This window comes from Streptomyces sp. NPDC030245 (assembly GCF_055572995.1).
The window spans coordinates 21,092-42,123 of record NZ_JBVICF010000001.1; the positions used below are offsets into that span (position 1 = coordinate 21,092).

Annotated in this window: 17 protein-coding genes; 12 read left to right on the forward strand and 5 right to left on the reverse strand. The window is 72.9% G+C overall.

Going from position 1 to position 21,032, the window contains the following annotated elements; genetic code table 11:
• Nucleotides 1-10: 10 nt before the first annotated feature.
• From ACZ4Z4_RS00115 to ACZ4Z4_RS00145, 7 genes are all read left to right on the forward strand, one after another.
• The gene (locus ACZ4Z4_RS00115; protein ID WP_468319999.1) at nucleotides 11-793 is read left to right on the forward strand and encodes an adenosylcobinamide-GDP ribazoletransferase; all 783 of its coding nucleotides are present in this window, start codon (nucleotides 11-13) and stop codon (nucleotides 791-793) included.
• A 134-nt stretch (nucleotides 794-927) separates the two neighbouring features.
• Entirely contained in the window at nucleotides 928-2,475 is a 1,548-nt protein-coding gene (locus ACZ4Z4_RS00120) for a leucyl aminopeptidase (RefSeq protein WP_468320002.1), read from the forward strand.
• Between the two features lie 320 nt (nucleotides 2,476-2,795).
• Nucleotides 2,796-4,184, forward strand: coding sequence for a dihydrolipoyl dehydrogenase (gene lpdA, locus ACZ4Z4_RS00125; RefSeq protein WP_468320005.1), 1,389 nt, complete (start codon nucleotides 2,796-2,798; stop codon nucleotides 4,182-4,184).
• Nucleotides 4,185-4,270: 86 nt separating this feature from the next.
• Nucleotides 4,271-6,070: a 2-oxoglutarate dehydrogenase, E2 component, dihydrolipoamide succinyltransferase gene (gene sucB / locus ACZ4Z4_RS00130; RefSeq protein WP_468320008.1), complete on the forward strand. Its 1,800-nt coding sequence runs from the start codon at nucleotides 4,271-4,273 to the stop codon at nucleotides 6,068-6,070.
• 140 nt (nucleotides 6,071-6,210) lie between these two features.
• The gene (locus ACZ4Z4_RS00135; RefSeq protein ID WP_468320010.1) at nucleotides 6,211-6,834 is read left to right on the forward strand and encodes a GntR family transcriptional regulator; all 624 of its coding nucleotides are present in this window, start codon (nucleotides 6,211-6,213) and stop codon (nucleotides 6,832-6,834) included.
• Nucleotides 6,835-7,110: 276 nt separating this feature from the next.
• Entirely contained in the window at nucleotides 7,111-9,816 is a 2,706-nt protein-coding gene (gene aceE / locus ACZ4Z4_RS00140; RefSeq protein WP_468320013.1) for a pyruvate dehydrogenase (acetyl-transferring), homodimeric type, read from the forward strand.
• 114 nt (nucleotides 9,817-9,930) lie between these two features.
• On the forward strand, nucleotides 9,931-10,902 hold the full coding sequence (locus ACZ4Z4_RS00145) for a helix-turn-helix transcriptional regulator (RefSeq protein ID WP_468320016.1): 972 nt from the start codon (nucleotides 9,931-9,933) through the stop codon (nucleotides 10,900-10,902).
• Between the two features lie 18 nt (nucleotides 10,903-10,920).
• Here ACZ4Z4_RS00145 and ACZ4Z4_RS00150 read toward each other — a convergent pair whose 3' ends face one another.
• Nucleotides 10,921-11,850 (reverse strand): SDR family oxidoreductase, encoded by a 930-nt coding sequence (locus tag ACZ4Z4_RS00150; protein WP_468320019.1) that lies wholly within the window; start codon nucleotides 11,848-11,850, stop codon nucleotides 10,921-10,923.
• A 134-nt stretch (nucleotides 11,851-11,984) separates the two neighbouring features.
• Between ACZ4Z4_RS00150 and ACZ4Z4_RS00155 the strand changes: the two genes are divergently transcribed.
• The gene (locus tag ACZ4Z4_RS00155) at nucleotides 11,985-12,506 is read left to right on the forward strand and encodes a DUF4240 domain-containing protein (protein ID WP_468322006.1); all 522 of its coding nucleotides are present in this window, start codon (nucleotides 11,985-11,987) and stop codon (nucleotides 12,504-12,506) included.
• 42 nt (nucleotides 12,507-12,548) lie between these two features.
• On the opposite strand, the gene ACZ4Z4_RS00160 is transcribed toward ACZ4Z4_RS00155, so the two are convergent.
• Nucleotides 12,549-13,355, reverse strand: a complete 807-nt coding sequence (locus ACZ4Z4_RS00160) for an SDR family NAD(P)-dependent oxidoreductase (protein WP_468320022.1) — start codon at nucleotides 13,353-13,355, stop codon at nucleotides 12,549-12,551.
• 124 nt (nucleotides 13,356-13,479) lie between these two features.
• Between ACZ4Z4_RS00160 and ACZ4Z4_RS00165 the strand changes: the two genes are divergently transcribed.
• Nucleotides 13,480-14,112, forward strand: a complete 633-nt coding sequence (locus ACZ4Z4_RS00165; RefSeq protein ID WP_468320025.1) for a TetR/AcrR family transcriptional regulator — start codon at nucleotides 13,480-13,482, stop codon at nucleotides 14,110-14,112.
• 51 nt (nucleotides 14,113-14,163) lie between these two features.
• Here ACZ4Z4_RS00165 and ACZ4Z4_RS00170 read toward each other — a convergent pair whose 3' ends face one another.
• Nucleotides 14,164-15,288 carry a PP2C family protein-serine/threonine phosphatase gene (locus ACZ4Z4_RS00170; protein ID WP_468320028.1) on the reverse strand — a complete coding sequence of 375 codons (1,125 nt, stop codon included), beginning with the start codon at nucleotides 15,286-15,288 and terminating at the stop codon, nucleotides 14,164-14,166.
• Between the two features lie 97 nt (nucleotides 15,289-15,385).
• Entirely contained in the window at nucleotides 15,386-15,874 is a 489-nt protein-coding gene (locus tag ACZ4Z4_RS00175) for a GNAT family N-acetyltransferase (protein ID WP_468320030.1), read from the reverse strand.
• Nucleotides 15,875-15,972: 98 nt separating this feature from the next.
• Here ACZ4Z4_RS00175 and ACZ4Z4_RS00180 point away from each other — a divergent pair, with 98 nt between their 5' ends.
• Complete coding sequence (locus ACZ4Z4_RS00180; RefSeq protein WP_468320033.1) at nucleotides 15,973-16,878, forward strand: TIGR01777 family oxidoreductase; 906 nt, start codon at nucleotides 15,973-15,975, stop codon at nucleotides 16,876-16,878.
• A gap of 206 nt (nucleotides 16,879-17,084) precedes the next feature.
• Nucleotides 17,085-18,371, forward strand: a complete 1,287-nt coding sequence (locus ACZ4Z4_RS00185) for an NAD(P)/FAD-dependent oxidoreductase (RefSeq protein WP_468320035.1) — start codon at nucleotides 17,085-17,087, stop codon at nucleotides 18,369-18,371.
• Between the two features lie 76 nt (nucleotides 18,372-18,447).
• Here ACZ4Z4_RS00185 and ACZ4Z4_RS00190 read toward each other — a convergent pair whose 3' ends face one another.
• Nucleotides 18,448-19,893 (reverse strand): regulator, encoded by a 1,446-nt coding sequence (locus ACZ4Z4_RS00190; RefSeq protein ID WP_468320038.1) that lies wholly within the window; start codon nucleotides 19,891-19,893, stop codon nucleotides 18,448-18,450.
• Nucleotides 19,894-20,110: 217 nt separating this feature from the next.
• Here ACZ4Z4_RS00190 and lipB point away from each other — a divergent pair, with 217 nt between their 5' ends.
• On the forward strand, nucleotides 20,111-20,929 hold the full coding sequence (lipB, locus tag ACZ4Z4_RS00195; RefSeq protein WP_468320040.1) for a lipoyl(octanoyl) transferase LipB: 819 nt from the start codon (nucleotides 20,111-20,113) through the stop codon (nucleotides 20,927-20,929).
• Nucleotides 20,930-21,032: the final 103 nt, after the last annotated feature.

Genomic DNA, 21,032 nt, shown 5'->3' on the forward strand with positions numbered 1-21,032 from the left:
GCCTTCGCCGGTGTCAAGAACCTCCTTGGCCGACGGCGTCCGTTTCGCCTTCGGCACCCTCACCGCGCTCCCCGTCAGGGTCACCCGCTGGGACCGCGAAGCCGCGCGCGGCGGCATGCAGTGCGCGCCCCTCGCGGGACTGGTCGTCGGCCTCTGCGCGGCCGGGATCGGCGGCGTCCTGACGGCCCTCGGCGCGGGCCCCCTGCTCGCCGCCACCGCGACCGCCGCGACGCCCGCCGCCCTCACCCGCGGCCTGCACCTCGACGGTCTCGCCGACACCGCCGACGGCCTCGGCAGCGCCAGGCCCGCCGACGACGCGCTGCGCATCATGAAGCAGTCCGACATCGGCCCCTTCGGCGTCATCACCCTGCTCTTCGTGCTGCTCGCGCAGGTGGCGGTGTTCTTCCAGCTGTACGAGCAGTCATGGGCCCGTGGCGCCTTCGCCGCCGTCGTCTCGGCGACCGTCGCGCGCCTCGCCCTCACCCTGGCCGCCCGCGACGGCGTGCCCCCGGCCCGCCCCGAAGGGCTCGGCGCCGCCGTCGCCGGGGTGGTCCCGCGGGCCCGCGCGGCAGGAGCCGCCGTCCTCGTCGTGGCCGCCGCCGCGGCCGCCGGTCTGCTCTTCGGCCCCGCCGGAGCCGTACGGGGCGCGGCGGCCGTCGTCCTCGCGCTCGGCGCCGCCGAGTTGCTGCTCCGGCACTGCGTCCGACGGTTCGGCGGGGTCACCGGCGACGTCTTCGGCGGCCTCGCGGAGACGGCGGCGACCGGCGCCCTGGTCGTGCTCGCCCTGGGCTGACACCGCCCCGCCCAGGGCCGACACCGCGCCCAACACACACAGTGAGGCGCACCGCAGCGCTCACGGGCGTAGGCTCGCGACGGGCTCACCACCCCACAGCCCGACGAAACTCACCGAAAGAGGACCTCACCACCGTGACTGCTCTGACTCTCAGCACCGCCGCCGCGACCGGCCTGCGCGCCGACGCGATCGTCGTCGGTGTCGCGAAGGGCGCTGGATCCAAGGGGGGCCTGGTCGTCGCCCCCGGCGCCGAGGCCGTGGACAAGGCGTACGACGGCAAGCTCGCGTCCGTCCTGGAGACCCTCGGCGCCTCGGGCGGTGAGGGCGAGGTGACGAAGCTTCCCGCGCCGTCCGGTCTCAAGGCTCCGGTCGTCGTCGCGGTCGGTCTCGGCGGGGTCCCGGAGAAGGACGAGACGTACGGCACGGACGCGCTGCGCCGCGCCGCGGGCGCCGCGTCCCGCGCGCTGACCGGCTCGAAGAAGGCCGGGTTCGCGCTGCCGCTGGAGGACGCCGAGGACATCGGCGCCGTCGTCGAGGGCGCGCTGCTCGGCGCGTACTCCTTCGACGCCTACAAGGACCAGGGCGACGCCAAGTCCGCGAAGAAGAACGGCAAGGACGCCAAGGCGCCCCTCGCCGAGATCGCGCTGCTCGGCGGCAAGCCCCGCGACAAGGCGCACAAGGCCGCCGTCGAGCGCGCCACCGCCGTGGCCGAGGAGCTGAACCGCGCCCGCGACCTGGTCAACACCCCGCCGAACGACCTCAGCCCCGAGGCCTTCGCCGCCGTCGCCCAGGCCGCGGCCAAGGAGCACGGCATCAAGGTCCAGGTGCTCGACGAGAAGGCGCTCACCAAGGGCGGCTACGGCGGCATCCTCGGCGTCGGCGCCGGCTCGGACGCCCCGCCGCGCCTGGTGAAGCTCTCGTACACGCACTCCAAGGCGAAAAAGCACCTCGCCTACGTCGGCAAGGGCATCACCTACGACTCGGGCGGCATCTCGCTGAAGCCCGCCGGTCACAACGAGACCATGAAGTGCGACATGGCCGGTGCCGCCGCGGTCTTCGCCGCCGTCGTCGCCGCCGCGCGCCTCGGCCTGGAGGTGAACGTCACCGGCTGGCTGGCGCTCGCCGAGAACATGCCGTCCGGCTCCGCGACCCGCCCCGGCGACGTCCTGCGGATGTACAGCGGCAAGACCGTCGAGGTCCTGAACACCGACGCCGAGGGCCGCCTGGTCCTGGCCGACGCGATCGCCAAGGCCTCCGAGGACCAGCCCGACGCGATCGTCGACGTGGCGACCCTGACCGGCGCCATGATGATGGCCCTGGGCAACCGCACCTTCGGCATCATGTCGAACGACGACGCGTTCCGTACCTCGGTCCACGAGATCGCCGAGGAGGTCGGCGAGCCGTCCTGGCCGATGCCGCTCCCCGCCGACCTGCGCAAGGGCATGGACTCCCCCACCGCGGACATCGCCAACATGGGTGAGCGCATGGGCGGCGGTCTGGTCGCCGGTCTCTTCCTGAAGGAGTTCGTCGGCGAGGGCATCACCTGGGCCCACCTCGACATCGCGGGCCCGGCCTTCCACGAGGGCGCCCCCTACGGCTACACCCCCAAGGGCGGCACCGGCTCCGCCGTCCGCACCCTGGTCCGGCTCGCCGAGCACACCGCCGCGGGCGACCTGGGCTGATCGCGTACGTGCCGAGGGCCCCGGACCCGTCTGATGTCCGGGGCCCTCGGTGATCCCGTACGGATTTCGCCCTCGACGAAATCCGTACGTTCCAATCCGTACGTTCGTACGCAAGAGATGGCCCTGGAGACGGTCGATCCGACGTCTCACAGCCTGGCCCGGCGTCCCGTCTCCCGGCGACAAGTGCGAAGATGGGTTCTCGGCAGGACAGGGCCCCCACCAAAGGGCCGAAACAAGAGCGGCCGAATACCAGCCGACCGACCGGTCGTCCCCCGCGCAAAGGGGTCCGGCGTACGGCGCACATGCATGGAGGACGTGACGTGGCGAACGACGCCAGCACCGTTTTCGACCTAGTGATTCTCGGCGGCGGTAGCGGCGGTTACGCCGCGGCCCTGCGCGGAGCGCAGCTGGGCCTGGACGTCGCACTGATCGAGAAGAACAAGCTCGGCGGCACCTGCCTGCACAACGGCTGCATCCCCACGAAGGCGCTGCTGCACGCCGGCGAGATCGCCGACCAGGCGCGCGAGGCCGACCAGTTCGGCGTGAAGGCCACCTTCGAGGGCATCGACATGGCGGCCGTCCACAAGTACAAGGACGACGTGATCTCGGGCCTGTACAAGGGCCTCCAGGGTCTCGTCGCCTCCCGCAAGGTGACGTACATCGAGGGCGAGGGCAAGCTCTCCTCCCCGACCTCGGTCGACGTGAACGGCCGGCGCGTCCAGGGCCGCCACGTCCTCCTCGCGACCGGCTCCGTGCCGAAGTCGCTGCCGGGCCTGGAGATCGACGGCAACCGCATCATCTCCTCGGACCACGGCCTGACCCTGGACCGCGTGCCGAAGTCCGCGATCATCCTGGGCGGCGGCGTCATCGGCGTCGAGTTCGCCTCGGCGTGGAAGTCCTTCGGGGCCGACGTCACGGTCATCGAGGGCCTCAAGCACCTCGTGCCCGTCGAGGACGAGAACAGCTCCAAGCTCCTTGAGCGCGCCTTCCGCAAGCGCGGCATCAAGTTCAACCTCGGCACCTTCTTCGACAAGGCCGAGTACACCGAGGACGGCGTGCGCGTCACCCTCGCCGACGGCAAGACCTTCGAGGCCGAGGTCCTCCTGGTCGCCATCGGCCGCGGCCCGGTCTCGCAGGGCCTCGGCTACGAGGAGCAGGGCGTCGCCATGGACCGCGGCTACGTCCTCGTCGACGAGTACATGCAGACCAACGTCCCGACCATCTCGGCCGTGGGCGACCTGGTCCCGACCCTCCAGCTCGCGCACGTCGGCTTCGCCGAGGGCATGCTGGTGGCGGAGCGCCTGGCCGGCCTCAAGACCGTCCCGGTCGACTACGACGGCGTGCCCCGGGTGACGTACTGCCACCCCGAGGTCGCCTCCGTGGGCATCACCGAGGCCAAGGCCAAGGAGATCTACGGCGCGGACAAGGTCGTCGCCCTCAAGTACAACCTCGCGGGCAACGGCAAGAGCAAGATCCTCAAGACCGCGGGCGAGATCAAGCTCGTCCAGGTCAAGGACGGTGCCGTGGTCGGCGTCCACATGGTCGGCGACCGCATGGGTGAGCAGGTCGGCGAAGCCCAGCTGATCTACAACTGGGAGGCGCTGCCGGCCGAGGTGGCCCAGCTCATCCACGCCCACCCGACGCAGAACGAGGCGCTCGGCGAGGCCCACCTGGCCCTGGCGGGCAAGCCGCTGCACTCCCACGACTGACCTCCCGCGACCCAGACTTCCTTCCCCAAGCTCTCGGCTTCGCTCGAGCAGGGGAGACCCCATTTTCGTAAGGAGCAACTGAAACCATGGCGGTTTCCGTATCCCTTCCGGCGCTCGGCGAGAGCGTCACCGAGGGCACTGTCACCCGTTGGCTGAAGGCCGAGGGCGAGCGCGTCGAGGCCGACGAGCCGCTGCTCGAGGTCTCGACCGACAAGGTCGACACCGAGATCCCCTCCCCGGCCGCCGGCATCCTGGCCTCCATCAAGGTCGCCGAGGACGAGACCGTCGAGGTCGGCGCCGAGCTCGCCGTCATCGACGACGGCTCCGGCGACGCGGGCGGCTCGGCCGCCCCGGCGCAGGCCGAGGCCCCCGCCGCCCCCGCGCAGGAGGAGGCCCCGGCCGCCCCCGCGCAGCAGGAGGCCCCCGCCCAGGCCGAGGCGCCCGCCGCCCCGGCCGCCTCCGGCGGTTCCGCCGAGGGCACCGAGGTCACCCTGCCCGCGCTCGGCGAGTCCGTCACCGAGGGCACCGTCACCCGCTGGCTGAAGGAGGTCGGCGAGGAGGTCGCGGCCGACGAGCCCCTCCTGGAGGTCTCGACGGACAAGGTCGACACCGAGATCCCCTCGCCGGTCGCGGGCGTGCTGCTCGAGATCGTCGTCGGTGAGGACGAGACCGCCGAGGTCGGCGCCAAGCTCGCCGTCATCGGCGCGCCGGGTGCCGCTCCGGCCAAGGCCGAGGCCCCGGCCCCGGCCGCCCCGGCCAAGGAGGAGGCCCCGGCTCCGGCCGCCCCCGCGCAGCCCGCCGCCCCGGCCGCGGCTCCGGCCGCCCCGGCGCAGCCCGCCGCCGCCGCTCCGGCTCCGGCTCAGCCCGCGGCCCCGGCTCAGCCCGCGGCCCCGGCTCCGGCTCCCGCTCCGGCGCAGCCGGCGACCCCCGCCGCCCCGGCGCAGGCCTCCCCGGCCGACGACGGCGCGTACGTGACGCCGCTGGTCCGCAAGCTGGCCAACGAGAACGGCGTGAACCTCTCCGAGGTCACCGGTTCCGGTGTCGGCGGCCGCATCCGCAAGCAGGACGTCATCGCCGCCGCCGAAGCCAAGAAGTCGGCCCCGGCCCCGGCCGCCGCCGCGCCGGCCGCCGCGCCGAAGGCCCCGGCCCTGGAGGTCTCCCCCCTCCGCGGCCAGACGGTCAAGATGACCCGCATGCGCAAGGTCATCGGCGACAACATGATGAAGGCCCTGCACTCGCAGGCCCAGCTGACCTCGGTCGTCGAGGTCGACATCACCAAGCTGATGAAGCTGCGCGCCAAGGCGAAGGACGCCTTCGCGGCCCGCGAGGGCGTCAAGCTCTCGCCGATGCCGTTCTTCGTCAAGGCCGCCGCCCAGGCGCTGAAGGCCCACCCGGTCATCAACGCCCGGATCAACGACGACGAAGGCACCATCACGTACTTCGACTCGGAGAACATCGGCATCGCCGTGGACGCCGAGAAGGGTCTGATGACGCCGGTCATCAAGGGCGCGGGCGACCTGAACATCGCCGGTATCTCCAAGAAGACCGCCGAGCTGGCCGGCAAGGCCCGTGGCGGTGGCCTCACCCCGGACGACATGTCCGGCGCCACCTTCACGATCTCCAACACCGGTTCGCGCGGCGCCCTGTTCGACACGGTCATCGTGCCGCCGAACCAGGCCGCGATCCTCGGCATCGGTGCCACGGTCAAGCGCCCGGTCGTCATCAACCACCCCGACCTCGGCGAGACCATCGCGGTGCGGGACATGACGTACCTGTCGCTCTCCTACGACCACCGTCTGGTGGACGGCGCGTACGCCGCCCGCTACCTGACCGCGGTCAAGGCGATCCTGGAGGCCGGCGAGTTCGAGGTCGAGCTCGGCCTGTAGTTCCGCCCCTCGCGTGAGGCTGTAACACTCGTCTCATCAGCGCCTACGCCCCCGTCCGGAGTCTTCCGGGCGGGGGCGTCGCCGTATTGTCTAGGGGTCACACGCCCTTGGGGTCCGCAGCCCCTGCCGGAGGAGCTCTCATGACCGCGCCCGTCGTTCACTCGCTGCGCGAACAGATCCGCGAGCACATCGTGGAGGGGATCGTCAGCGGGCGCTGGAAGCCGGGCGAGCGCATCGTGGAGCGCCGGATCGCGGTGGAGCTGGAGGTCTCGCAGACCCCGGTCCGCGAGGCGCTGCGCGAGCTGGAGACGCTGCGGCTCATCGAATCGGCACCCAACAAGGGTGTGCGCGTACGCAACTTGACCGCCGCCGACCTGGAGGAGAGCTACCCCGTCCGGGCCGGTCTGGAGGCCATCGCGGCCGAGCTGGCGGCGGAGCGGCTCGCCGCGGACTGCTCGGCCCTCGAACCCCATGTCGCGGCCCTCTACGAGGCGGACCGCGCCTCGGACGGCACCGGGCAGGTGCGGCACACCGTCGCCTTCCACCGGGAGCTGGTGCGGGCCGCGGACAACTCCGTCCTGCTGCACACCTGGGAGGGCCTCGGCATCGAGGTCTTCACGGCGCTCTCCATCCGCTGGCTGGGCACGGTCCAGCAGTCGTACGCGGAGGAGCACGAGGCCCTGGTCTCCGCCTTCCGCCGCCGTGACCCCGCCATCGCCGAGCTGGTGAAGGCGCACGTCCTCGGCTGCGCGCCGCGCGCCTGAGCCGCCGCTCATCCGTGGCCGTCGGCCCGCAGACGTGCTCCCACCTGCGTAAACCCTTCAAATCGAAGGCACCGCGTGCCCGCTTTGCTGGCACCGGATGCCGACTTTCGAATTCTGGTGAAGTTTTTCGCTCAACGCTTTGATCGATCATCGATCACGGGCTTACAGTCGTCGGTGGCTCTCACCAGAGCCTCACGCCCTGTCCTGCCAAAGACATCGGGCACCCCCACCCCTTACCGAAACAGGGGACCCCCTCCGACTCAGGAAGGCGGCGCAATGACCGACCCCTCCGCAATCCAGCCGAGCGAGCTCGACCAGCTCCCGGACCGCGACCCCGAGGAGACCGCCGAATGGCAGGCCTCCCTGGACGCCGTCACCGAGGCGGCCGGGCCGCACCGTGCCGCGTACCTGATGCGCCGCACGCTGGAGCGTGCCGAGGGCGCGGGCCTGGCGCTGCCCAAGCTCCTCGAGACCGACTACGTCAACACCATCCCCACCTCCGCCGAGCCGTCCATCGACGGTGACGAGGAGATGGAGCGCAAGATCACGGCGTGGAACCGCTGGAACGCGGCCGCCATGGTCACCCGCGGCTCCAAGCACGGCGTCGGCGGCCACATCGCGACCTTCGCGTCCGCGGCCTGGCTGTACGAGACCGGCTTCAACCACTTCTTCAAGGGCAAGGAATCCCAGGAGTCCCCCGGCTCCGGCGACCAGCTGTACATCCAGGGCCACGCCTCCCCCGGCATCTACGCCCGCGCCTTCCTCGACGGCCGCCTGAACGAGGCGCAGCTCGACAACTTCCGCCAGGAGGCCGGCGGCAACGGCCTGCCCTCCTACCCGCACCCGCGCCGCCTGCCCTGGCTGTGGGAGTTCCCGACCGTCTCCATGGGCCTCGGCCCGCTCTCCGCCATCTACCAGGCGCGCTTCAACCGGTACCTCACCAACCGCGGCATCAAGGACGTCTCCGCCTCGCACGTGTGGGCGTTCCTCGGTGACGGCGAGATGGACGAGCCCGAGTCGACGGCGGCCCTCGCCCTGGCCGCGCGTGAGGGTCTGGACAACCTCACGTACGTCATCAACTGCAACCTCCAGCGCCTCGACGGCCCGGTCCGCGCCAACTTCCGCGTGGTGCAGGAGCTGGAGGCGCAGTTCCGCGGCGCCGGCTGGAACGTCATCAAGGTCCTGTGGGGCAACGCCTGGGACGAGCTCTTCCAGCTCGACACCACGGGCGCCCTGGTCCGCCGCCTGCGCGAGGTGCCGGACGCGCAGTTCCAGACGTACGCGACGCGTGACGCCGCCTACATCCGCGAGCACTTCTTCGGCTCCGAGCCCGCACTCGTCGAGCTGGGCAAGCTGCTCACGGACGACAAGATCAGCGAGTGCTTCCACCTCTCGCGCGGCGGCCACGAGGCCCGCAAGGTCTACGCGGCCTACCGTGCGGCGCTCACCCACAAGGGCGCGCCGACCGTGATCCTCGCGCAGACGGTCAAGGGCTTCACCCTCGGCAAGGGCTTCGAGTCCAAGAACGCCAACCACCAGATGAAGAAGCTGACGGTGGACGAGTTCAAGGACATGCGCGACCTGCTCGGTCTGCCGATCCCGGACAGCGCGTTCGTCGACGGCCAGGTGCCCTACGGCCACCCCGGCGCCGACTCCCCCGAGGTCCGCTACCTCCAGGAGCGCCGTGCGGCCCTCGGCGGCCCGGCCCCGGCCCGCCGCACGCAGCCGCTGGCCCCGCTGCCCGCCGCCGCGGACAAGACCTTCGCCTCCTTCGACAAGGGCTCCGGCTCGCAGTCGGTGGCGACGACCATGGCGTTCGTACGCCTGGTCAAGGACCTGGTCCGCGACAAGCAGACCGGCAAGCGCTGGGTGCCGATCGTCCCCGACGAGGCGCGCACCTTCGGCATGGAGTCGCTCTTCCCGTCCCTCGGCATCTACTCGCCGAAGGGCCAGACGTACGAGCCGGTCGACCGCGACCAGCTGATGTACTACAAGGAGGCCAAGGACGGCCAGATCCTCAACGAGGGGATCACCGAGGCCGGCTCCATGGCGGACTTCATCGCCGCGGCGTCGTCGTACGCGACGCACGGCGAGGCGATGATCCCCTTCTACATCTTCTACTCGATGTTCGGCTGGCAGCGCACCGCCGACCAGATGTGGCAGCTCGGCGACCAGCTCGGCCGCGGCTTCCTCGTCGGCGCCACCGCGGGCCGCACGACGCTGACGGGTGAGGGCCTCCAGCACGCGGACGGCCACTCGCCGGTGATCGCGGCCACCAACCCGGCGGCTCTCTCCTACGACCCGGCGTTCGCGTACGAGATCGCCGCGATCGTCAAGGAGGGTCTGCGCCGCATGTACGGCGAGGCGGCTCCGGGCGAGGACCAGGACGTCTTCTACTACCTCACCGTCTACAACGAGCCCATGCCGCAGCCCGCGAAGCCCGCGGGTGTCGACGAGGGCATCGTGAAGGGCCTCTACCGCTTCAACACGGCGGAGTCCGCCGGGCTCTCCCCCGCGGCCAACGCCGCGCGCATCCAGCTGCTCGGCTCCGGCACGGCCATCCACTGGGCCCTCAAGGCCCAGAAGATGCTCACCGAGGAGTGGGGCGTGGCCGCCGACGTGTGGTCCGCGACGTCGTGGACGGAGCTGCGCCGCGACGCGCTGGAGGCCGACGAGGCCATCCTGCGCGGTGAGGAGCGCGTCCCGTACATCCGTACGGCGCTGGAGGGCGCGCAGGGCCCGGTCCTGGCCGTCTCCGACTACATGCGTCAGGTCCCCGACCAGATCGCGCAGTGGGTCGAGCAGGACTACTCCTCGCTCGGCGCGGACGGCTTCGGCCTCTCCGACACGCGGGAGGCCGCGCGCCGCCACTTCGGTGTCGACGCCGAGTCGATCGTCGTCGCCTCGCTGGCGCAGCTCGCCCGTCGTGGCGAGGTGCCCGCGTCCGCGGTGAAGGAGGCACGGGCCAAGTACGGTCTGTGAGTCTTCGGGAGTACTGAACCGCCGCTTCGCGGCGGATGTCCCCCACCCGCCCGCCCTTCATCCCGCTTCGCGGATGAAGGGCGGGCGGTTCCGCGTGCGCGGCATGATTGGGCCATGCGCGCTGCCCGCCTCATCAAGATGGTGCTCCTGCTCCAGGCACGGCCCTCCATGACCGCCGCCGAGCTCGCCGCCGAGCTGGAGGTGTCGGAGCGGACCATCACGCGCGACGCGCAGGCGCTGTCCGAGGCGGGCGTGCCCGTCTACGCCGACCGGGGCCGCACCGGCGGCTACCGGCTGATCGGCGGCTACCGCACCCGCCTCACCGGGCTCGGCCGCAGCGAGGCCGAGGCGCTCTTCCTCTCCGGGGTGCCGGGCGCGCTGCGGGAGATGGGTCTCGCGGACGCGGCGTCCGCGGCTCGGCTCAAGGTGTCGGCGGCGCTCATGCCGTCGCTGCGGGACGCCCCGCAGAGCGCCTCGCAGCGGTTCCATCTGGACGCGCCGGGCTGGTTCCAGGAGACGCCCGCCCCGGAGCTGCTGCCCGCGGTGGCGGACGCGGTCTGGGACGACCGGTGCGTGACCGCCCGCTACCGCCGCCAGGAGGCCGAGGTGGAGCGGGAGTTGGAGCCGTACGGCCTCGTGCTGAAGGCGGGCGTCTGGTACTTGTGCGCGCGGGTGCCCGACTCCGGGGCGTACCGCGTGTACCGCATCGACCGGTTCACCGCGGTGGAGGCCGGTGCGGAGCGGTTCGTGCGGGACGAGGAGTTCGACCTGCCGGGCTTCTGGGAGGAGCGGGCGGCGCAGTTCGCGCGGGCGATCCTGCGGGCCGAGGTGGTGGTGCGGCTCACCGAGGCGGGCATGCGGCGGCTGCCGTACGCCACCGACCGCGTCGTCGCCCGCGAGGCGATGGAGTCGGCGGGCGGGCCGGACGCGACGGGCCGGGTGACGGTCACCCTGCCCGTCGAGAACGAGGACGTGGCGTACACGCAGCTCATGGCGCTCGGACCGGAGGTGGAGGTGGTGGAGCCGCCGAGTCTGCGCGCACGCTTCGCGGACGCCTCGGCGCGGACGGCGGCGCTCTACCGCTGACGCTCTCCTGCCGAGGCTCTACCGGTAGCCGGTGACGTCCGCCGTGGGGCTCTCCTGGTCGACCTCCGCGATGTACCGCCAGGCGTCGGGCCGCGAGCCGTCCACGTCCGTGAAGCCGTACTCCTTGGCGAGGCCGCCGCTGGAGAGCGACGCGCCGTTGTGCCGTGCCACCTCGGGGTCGGCGGCGAGGGCGACGAGGGCCCGGCCCACGAAGGTCGGCGTCTCGGAGATCGCGAAGTGCGGGTTCTGCGCACAGCCCGCCCGCCAGTCGTCCTCGGTGACCTTGAAGTGGGTGTCGAGCATGGCTTCGGAGCGCAGCCAGCCGGGGGTGAGGCAGAGCGCCGTGCAGCCGTACTCCTCGACCTCCTCGGCGAGGTCGCGTGTCATGCGCAGCGGGGCGGCCTTGGCGAGGTCGTAGTAGAAGGGCTTGCGGTAGTTGGGGCCGTTGTACTCCTCGGTGCCGTCGGTGACCTCGACGACGAGGCCGCCGGGGTTCCTGACGAGGAGCGGCAGCGCGTACCGGCTGGTGATGATGTGGGTCTCGATGCCGAGGCGCAGGATGCGCAGCCCCTTGTCGAGGTCGTGCTCCCACATCTTCTTGTCCCACTCGACGTGGATGTCGCCGCCCCAGATGTCGTTGACGAGGATGTCCAGGCGGCCCCGCTCCCGGTCGATCCGGTCGACGAGCGCCTCGACCTGGCCGGGCTCCAGGTGGTCGGTGGGTACGGCGATGCCCTCGCCGCCGGCCGCGTCGACCAGTTCGGCGGTCCCCTCGATGGTCTCGGCGGTCCGGCCGCTCTCGCTGATGTGCTCGCGGGTGGTGCGGCCCGTCACGTACACGGTGGCTCCGGCGCGGCCGAGCTCCACGGCCATGGCGCGGCCGGCGCCGCGGGTGGCGCCCGCGACGAGGGCGATCTTCTCGGTAAGGGGCTGGGTGTTGGTGTCCATGCCCGCGAGGCTGCCACCGAAAGGGGACATCTCCTGTCGGTCTTTCCACGGGCATGTGCGCGCATAACGACACAGCCGCATTCCGGCGCACTCCGCGTGCGCCCCCACTCCCCAGGACCGATGCTGGACCCGTGATGGACGAGACGGAGTTCTGGGAGATCGTGGACAGCACCCGCGAGGCCGCCGACGGCGACCCCGAGGACCACGCCGAGCTGCTCGTCGAGAGGCTGTTGCAGTCCGACCCGGACTCGGTCCTCGACTTCGCCCGTCACTTCGAGGCCCGCTACAACCGCGCCTACCGCTGGGACCTGTGGGGCGCGGCCGCGGTGCTGCTCGGCGGCGCGGACGACGACGCCTTCGACTACTTCCGGTGCTGGCTGATCGGGCAGGGCCGGGCGGTCTACGAGGGCGCGGTGCACGACCCGGACGCGCTCGCCGACCTCCTGGCCGAGTTCGACGAGGAGCTCGACGGGGACGGCGAGGAGCTCGGCTACGCCGCCGACGAGGCGTACGAGCAGCTCACCGGCCTCGACACGCCGGACCTCGGCATCCCGCCCGCCCCCGCCGAACCGGCGGGCACCCCGCTCGACCTGGAGGACGAGGCGGTTCTCGCTGAGCGGTATCCGAAGCTGTGGGACCGCTTCATGGCCGACTGACGCCCGGCCGGGGCCCGCCCGGAGCCCTGCCGGAGCCCGCCGTCAGAAGTGGGTGCCGCCGTCGATGCGGATCTCCGTGCCGGTGATGAAGCGGCCGTCGTCCGAGGCGAGCATGGCGACGACGGAGGCGACGGTCTCGGGGCCCGCGAAGCCCTGGCCGAGGGCGGGCGCGAGCTTCACGAACAGGCTCATGTCGGCGTCCTCGGGCAGGCCGGGGCCGATGCTCTGCCTGCTGGCGCCGGAGCCGTCCGTCATCCCGGAGGAGATGGAGCCGGGCTGCACGGCGGTGAAGCGGATGCCCTGCTTGCCGTACTCGGCGGCCAGCGCGTGCGTCATGGACTGGATGCCGCCCTTGCTCGCCGCGTACGCCGCCATGTACGGGTGGGCGAACATCGCGGACGTCGAGCTGAAGTTCACGACGGCGGCGCCGTCGCCCTCCAGGAGTGCGGGGATCGCCTCCCGGATCATCAGGAAGGTGCCGGTGAGGTTGACGCCGATGACCTGGTTGAAGGCGTCGAGGGTGGTCTCGTGGGTGTGCGAGGAGCGCAGGATGCCCGCGGCGTTGACGAGGACGTCCAGACCGCCGAGCGCGGACGTGGCGGCGGCGACGCCCGCGCGGACCGAGGCCTCGTCGGCGATGTTCACGACCACGGTGGTCAGGCGCTCCGCGTCGGCTCCCGCCCTGGCGACGGTGTCCCGGAGGCCGTCCTCGCTGACGTCGGCGGCGACGACGCGGCCGCCCTCGGCCAGCATGCGCAGGACGGTCGCCTGACCTATGCCGGAGCCACCACCGGTGACCAGGGCGCGGCGCCCCTCGTAACGGTTCAGGGTCTGGGTGGCGCTCTGCATGGCGTGCTCCCGCTCTCGCGTCTGCTGCTGTGATGCTTTCTCGATACACGTTACGCCTGGCTGGCACGTTATGCCACCTAGACTTACTGTGCCCCAATGGCGCACTCGGCGTAGGCTTCGACGGATGAACACCCAGTCGCCGACCCCGCCCCTCTCCCTCACGGAGCGCCGCAAGCTGGCCACCCAGCTGGAGATCGCGCACGCCGCGGCGGAGCTCTTCACCGCGCACGGGCCCGACGGCACCACGGCCGAGGCCATCGCGGACCGGGCCGGGGTCGCGCTGCGCACCTTCTACCGGTACTTCCGCAGCAAGCAGGACGCGGTGGGCCCGCTGCTCGCCGTCGGCGGGGAGCGGTGGCGCGCGCTGCTGGCCGGGAGCGAGCCGGGCGCGCCGCTCCCCGAGGCCCTGCGGGGCGCGATCTCCGAGGCGCTCGCGGCGCCGGACGAGGCCGCCGCGGCCGGACTGCGGCAGGTCCGCGGGCTGCTCCGCGCGGCCGCCGACGACCCGGCGCTGCGCGCGGTCTGGTACCGCGTGAACCAGGAGTCGGAAGAACGGCTGCGCCCCGTCGTCGCGGAGCTCGCGGGCGAGGGGGCGCGGCCGCTACAGGTCCGCATCGCCGCCGCCGCGGCGACCGACGCGATCCGCATCGCCCTGGAGGTATGGGCGGAGTCGGACGCGGACGTGAGGGGCCCCGACTCCCCCGCCGAGCTCGCGGTGCGGTGCCTGGGGGAGCTGATGGGCGGCTGGGGCCGCTGACCCGGGGGGCGCGGGAGCGCTTGTCACGAGGCGATGCGGGCGTCGCGGGCGTTACGCCTCTTCGAGCGGCCCCGGTGCGAACGCCATCATCGTCACGTCGTCCCGTACGCGCCCCGCGTACCGCACCACGTCCGCCCACACCTGTTCCGTGAGTGCCGCCGGGTCGTCCAGGAGGGCCGGGTCCGTCTTGAGCAGGGTGGTGAGGCGTTCGCGCAAGGGGTAGAACGCGCCGGACGCGTTGCGTGCCTCGCTCACCCCGTCGGTCAGGCCGAACAGCAGGTCGCCGGAGAGCAGTGGCACCGTCAGTCCCTCGGGCGGGGCGAGGCCCGCGATGCCGAGGCCGAGCGGCGCGCCGGAGGTGACGTCCAGTTCGGTGACCTCGGAGCCGCGCAGCAGCAGGGGCGGCGGGTGGCCGCAGGAGACGACGCGTACGACGGAGGCGTCGTCGGGGAACTCCAGGAGCACCGCCGTCGCGAACAGTTCGGCGTGCTCCTGCCCGGCCGAGTCCACGACGAGCCTGCGGTCGAGCTGGGCGGCGACGCCTTCCAGGTCCGCCTTGTCGATGACCGCCTCGCGGAACGCGCCGAGCAGCGCGGCGACCGTGCCGACCGCCGCGAGCCCGTGGCCCTGCACGTCACCGATGAGGGCCCGCACTCCGTGCGGCCCCCTGCGGACGTCGAAGAAGTCGCCGCCGACCAGCGACTCGTGCTCCGCCGCCTGGTAGAGGCCCGCGAACCGCACCCTGCCGACCCGTTCCGGCAGCGGCGGCAGGACCGCGAACTGGGCCGCCTCGGCGACCGTGCGGACGGTCACGAGCTGGGCCTCGCGGCGGCTGCGCACCCAGGCGAAGACCACGCTGAGGACCGCGATGAAGGTGATCGTCAGCTCGTCGCTGTTGCCCGGGTGGCCGAGGCCGAAGGCCGGCAGGGAGAGCAGCACGACCACGCCGCCGCCGACGGCGGCCGTGGCGGCGGGCCCGTACGACAGGGCGGCCAGCGGCGGCACGGCGGCGACGAGGAAGCTGAGGTCCACCGTCTTCGGGGTGAGCAGCTGGACGAGGACGATCGCGAGGAGGAGCAGCGGCGGGGGCCAGCGCACCCAGGGCGGAGGTGGCGTGCCACGCAGCAGCCAGTCGCGCTGTTCCGCGTCTCGCCGTCTGGCCGCAGCCCTGATCATTACTTCACGCTCCTACGAGCGCGGCGCCCCCGCACGCCGGGCAGGTCCGTCGGGTCGTTCGTTCGTCGGGTCGTCGGGTGGTCGGGTCGTCCGCCGGTCAGAGGGGGCGGCCCATGAGGATGTCGTCGACGTACGCGCCGTCCAGCAGGAATTCGCCGGGCAGCACGCCTTCGATGACGAAGCCCTCCGCCTCGTAGAGCTTGCGGGCGGGGGTGTTGTGTCCGAGCACCCGCAGGGTGATGCGCACCGCGCCCTGGCGGCGGGCCTCGTCCATGGCCGCCCGCAGCAGCCGCCTGCCGACACCCCGGCCGCGCACCTCCTCGGCGACGACGAAGCCCTGGATCTGGCGCACGTGCGCGTTGACGAGCAGCGGGGTGGGGAAGCCGAGCTTCACATAGCCGACGATCCGCCCGTCCACCTCGGCGACCAGATGGTCGTGGGGCCCGAAGCGGTCGTTGAAGAAGGGCTCGTAGGGAGGCTCGGGGCGGGGCTGGACCGCGTGCAGCGTGGACCAGGTGGCACGGTCGAGACGGGCGAGCGCGTCGTCGTCCTCGGGCAGTGCGGTACGTATGTGCAAGTCCGGCATGGCGCCACTGTACGGCGGCTGAACGGCGGCCGGACCGCGCGCCACGTCGGCCGCGCGGAGCGGGCGCACGCGCGGTTTCCCGGGGCAGGATGGAACGCATGGAAACCACACACTCGCGCGTCGCCGTGACCGGCGCCTCCGGGCTCATCGGTACGGCGCTCACGCGCTCCCTGGCCGCCGACGGGCACGAGGTGGTGCGGTTGGTGCGCAGGGCGCCACAGGGCAAGGACGAGGTGCGCTGGGACCCCCAGGAGGGGTTCGTCGACAAGGCCGGGCTCGCGGGCTGCACCGCGGTCGTCAACCTGGCGGGCGCGGGCATCGGGGACCACCGCTGGACGGCCGCGTACAAGCGGGAACTCAGGGACAGCAGGGTGCTCGGCACCGGCACGCTCGCCGCCGCCGTGGCCTCGCTCGACGAGCCGCCGCGGGTGTTCGTGAACGCCAGCGCGATCGGCTACTACGGAGACACCGGTTCGCGGGCGGTGGACGAGAGCGCCCCCGCCGGGCGGGGCTTCCTGCCGTCGCTGTGCGTGGAGTGGGAGGCCGCCGCGGCCGCGGCGCAGGAGGCGGGCATCCGTACCGTCTTCGCCCGCAACGGCCTCGTGGTCGGCCGCGGGGGCGGCGCCTGGGGCCGGCTCTTCCCGCTCTTCAAGGCGGGCCTCGGCGGGCGCCTGGGCAACGGCAGGCAGTACTGGAGCCACATCTCCCTGCACGACGAGGTGGCCGCGCTGCGGTACTTGATCGACACGGAGACGCTGTCGGGCCCGTTCAACCTGACGGCGCCCGAGCCGCGCACCAACCGCGAGGTGACGGCGGCGATGGGGCGGGTGCTGCGCCGGCCCACCCTCTTCACCGCGCCCGCGCCGGCGCTGCGTGTGGTGCTCGGCGAGATGGCGGGGGACGTCCTCGGCAGCCAGCGGGTGCTCCCGACGCGGCTCCTGGAGTCCGGCTTCACCTTCACGTTCCCCGGCATCGAGGAGGCGATCCGGGCGGCGCTGAGGTGAGGCGCCCGAGAGGCGCCCGAGCCTGCCGGAAAGGGACCGAAAACCTTCCGGTACGCGCCCATGTGCGACCGGCGTGCGACCGTGCCCGGTCGATGCGCGACTCCTTCTGACCGGAACCGCTCCTACCCTCGTGCCGAACTCGGGTATTCCGGAGCCCTGCTGGGGGCATCAGCAACCCAGCAGCCGCGCGACCTCGGGAGGGGCACGTGCCAGAGCATGCGCACCATGCGGATGTCGTCATCGTGGGAGCCGGGGCCGCCGGGCTCTCGGCAGCGCATCGGCTGACCAGCGCCGGTGTAACGACCGTGGTCCTGGAGGCCGCTCCTTACGTCGGCGGCCGGATGTCGACCGAGAAGGTCGACGGTTTCCGGCTCGACAGAATCGGCCAGCTCCTCACCACCTCGTATCCGGAACTGCGCCGGACCCCGGGACTCGATGCCCTCGTCCTGCGCCCCTTCGCGCCCGGCCTCCTCGTGCACAGCGAGGGCCGCCGGCACCGCGTCGCCGAGCGACTGCCCGGACGGAGCGCAAGGGGCGCACTCACGGCAGCACGCGCCCTCACAAGCGCCCCCCTCGACCAGGCCCGGCTCGGCGCCGCCCTCGCCCGCATCGCCGCGACCCCGGTCGAGCGCCTCCTCACCCGTCCCGAACTCCCTGCGGCACATGCCCTCTCCGCCCGCGGACTGCCCGGCCGCACCATTGACGCCTTCCTGCGCCCACTGCTCTCCGCGCTCCTCTGCGACCCGGGCCTGACCACGTCGAGCCGGTGCGCGGACCTCGCCCTGCACGCCTTCGCCCGCGGTCGCCTCTGCCTGCCGGAGGGCGGCGCGGACGTCCTGCCCGAGCTCCTCGCCACCGCCCTGCCGCCCGGCGTGGTCCGCACCGGCGTCCGCGTCACCGCGGTCTCCACGCGCTCCGTCAGGACCGCCGAGCACGGCGAGATCGCCTGCCGCGCCGTCCTCCTCGCCACCGACGCGCGCGCCGCCGCCGACCTCCTGCCCGGCCTGCGCGTACCGCCCTTCCACGAGGTGACCGTGGTCCACCACACGGCACCCGAACCGCCGCTCGACGGGCCCGCGCTGCTCCTGGACGCCGACCGTGCGGGCCCGGTCGCCCACACCGCGGTCGTCAGCCACGTCGACCCGTCGCGCGCGCCCGCCGACCGGGTCCTCGTCTCCTCGACGGTCCTCGGCCCGCCGCCGGACGAGCCGGCCGTCCGCGCGCACCTCGCCACGCTCTACGGGACGCCGACCGACCGGTGGGAGCCGCTGGCCGTCCACCACACCCGCGAGGCCGTGCCCGCGATGCCGCCCCCGCACGACGCGCGGCGCCCGGTGCGGCTGCTCTCCGGGCTCTACGTCTGCGGCGACCACCGGGACACCAGCACCGTCCAGGGCGCCCTGCACTCGGGGCGGCGCGCGGCCCACGCCGTCCTCACCGACTTCGGCATCCCCTCCTCGTACGCCCAGGAGACCCTGCCCACCGCCGCCTGACCCGCCCGGCCCCCGGTCCGGCTCCCCCGGAAGCCCCCGCGCCCCCCACGCGGGGGCCTCTCCCGGGCCGGCGTCCTCACCCCAGCGCCGCCACCCTCTCCCGGTAGCCGCGCACCGGGGCCGCGTCCCGGTAGGGCTCCAGGCGGCGCTCGAATTCGCGTACGTACTCGTGCGCCCGCGCGGACCGCATCTCCCCCGCCGCCTGCGCGGCCTCGGCGCCCAGCTGACAGGCGGCCTCCAGCTCGCCGAGGCCGAGCCGCGCGGTGGCAAGGACGACCCGGCAGAACAGGCGGCTGCGCGCGAACGCGGGGGCGCGCAGCTGGAGGGAGCGCTCGGCGTACTGGGCCGCCGCGCGGTACTGGTGGAGGTCGCGGTAGCTGTGCCCCAGCTCATCCGCCAGCTGCGCCTCGTCGAAGAACCGCGCCCAGTGCGGCACCTCGTCGCCGGGCCGCGCCGCCTCCAGCGACCGCTCGGCGCGCCCGAGCGCCGCGGTGCAGGCCCTGACCTCGCCGAGCACCCCGTGCCCGCGCGCCTCCGCGGCGTACAGCAGGGCCTGCACGACGTGCGGCGCGGCGGAGCCGACGCCCTGCTGGGCGACCCGCGCGAGCTGCACGGCCTCGCGCCCGTGGCCGAGGTAGACGGCCTGGCGGCTCATCGTGACCAATACGTACGAGCCGTACGCCCGGTCGCCCGCGGCCTGCGCCAGGCGCAGCGCCTGGACGTAGTACCGCTGGGCGAGACCGTGGGCCGCGATGTCGTACGACGTCCAGCCCGCGAGGCGGGTCAGGTCGGCGGCGGCCGCGAAGAGGCGCCGCCCGGCTTGTTCGCCGTAGACGCCGCGCAGCATCGGCTCGGCCTCGTGCTCCAGATAGCGGACCAGGGCCTGCCGGGCGTGCCCGCCGCCGTACGCGTGGTCGAGTGCGCGGAAGAGCTCACCCACCGAGCGCAGCGCGGCGATGTCGCCACTGCTGACCCGCTGTCCCGGGCCGCGCTCGGGGCCCTGCCGCTGCCGGGGCATGCCGGGGCGGCCCTGGGCGGGCACGCGCGCGTGGGACGGGTCGGCGTCCCCGCGTCCGACGCGTTCGTCGGCGCGGCCGATCAGCCAGTCCCGGCTGGGCACCACGAGCCCGGCCGGGGTGAACGCGATCTTCCGTAGCTCCGCGTGGCTTCCGGAGTCCTTGCGCCACAGCCCGCCGACGATGTCGACGGCCTCCTCGGGGGTGGCCGCGAACTCCAGGCCCGCGTAGACCGGAGCGCACGCGTCGAGCCCGAGGTCCTGGGCGGACAGGCGTCGGCCGAGCCGTCTCGTGAAGACCTCGGCGATCAGCGCGGGTGTGGTGCCCCTGGGCTGCTGGCCGCGGAGCCAGCGGGTCACGGACGTCTTGTCGTACCGCAGGTCCAGGCCGTGCTCGAGGCCCAGTTGGTCGACGCGGCGGGCGAGGCCCGCGTTGGAGAATCCGGCTTCCGAGATGAGGGCGGCTAGCTGGCGGTTGGGAGTGCGCTGCGGGGGTCGTTCCGTCATCGGCTGTGCGGTCTCCTGCCTTCCGGGCCTGCCTTGAGCAGCCCTTATGGCCTCGTGAACGGCGCGAATGTAACGGCCATCACAGCCCGCGGAGGCACCTTCTCCGGGCATTCATCCGATCGTGTGAGGAACCCGGGCCGGGGTTGCCGACGGAGGGGGCCCGTACAGTGGCAGGGGCGCGATGTGTGCACGATGAACATTCAGGGAGGCACCTGCCGTGAGTGAGTTTCGGTTCGTCCGGCTGGGCTTCGGCCCGGACTCCGTGGAGTACCAGGAGGCGTGGGACGAGCAGCGCCGGGTGCACGCCGCCCGCTTCGCCGACGAGGTCCCGGACACCTGCCTGCTCCTGGAGCACCCGCCGGTCTACACCGCGGGCCGCCGCACCGAGGACAGCGAGCGCCCGCTGGACGGCACCCCCGTCATCGACGTGGACCGCGGCGGCAAGATCACCTGGCACGGCCCCGGCCAGCTGGTGGGCTACCCGATCCAGAAGCTGCCGCGCCCGGTGGACGTCGTGGCGCACGTGCGCCGCCTGGAGGAGGCGCTGATCCGCACATGCGCTGAGTTCGGCCTGGAGACCACGCGCGTGGAGGGCCGCAGCGGCGTCTGGGTCCTCGGCGACCCGGTGGAGCAGCGCCCCGCGCTCGGCGGGCTCTCCCTCGACTTCGACCCGCGGCTCCAGGACGACGAGTTCGACGCCCGGTTCAACGGCCCGGAGTACGCCCCGTCCAACGCGGGCCAGCGCCGCGAGGACCGCAAGATCGCGGCGATCGGCATCCGCGTCGCCAAGGGCGTCACGATGCACGGCTTCTCGCTCAACGTGAACCCGGACAACACCTGGTTCGACCGGATCATCCCGTGCGGCATCCGCGACGCGGGCGTCACGTCCCTGGCGTACGAGCTGGACCGCGAGATCACCATCGCCGACGTCCTGCCCGTCGCCGAGCGGCACCTGCGGGACGTACTGGAGAACGCGGAGCTCAAGCCGCGCGTCGTCGAGAAGCCGGCCACCCCGGCGGCCGCGGCAGCCGTCTGAGCACGGCGGGGAATGCACCCCGTTGGCCAGAGGTTGGCCAGAAGTAAGCCCAACGACATCACGGGCGTACCCTGGTGTGCGCCGAAGAATCGAAGCTACAGGG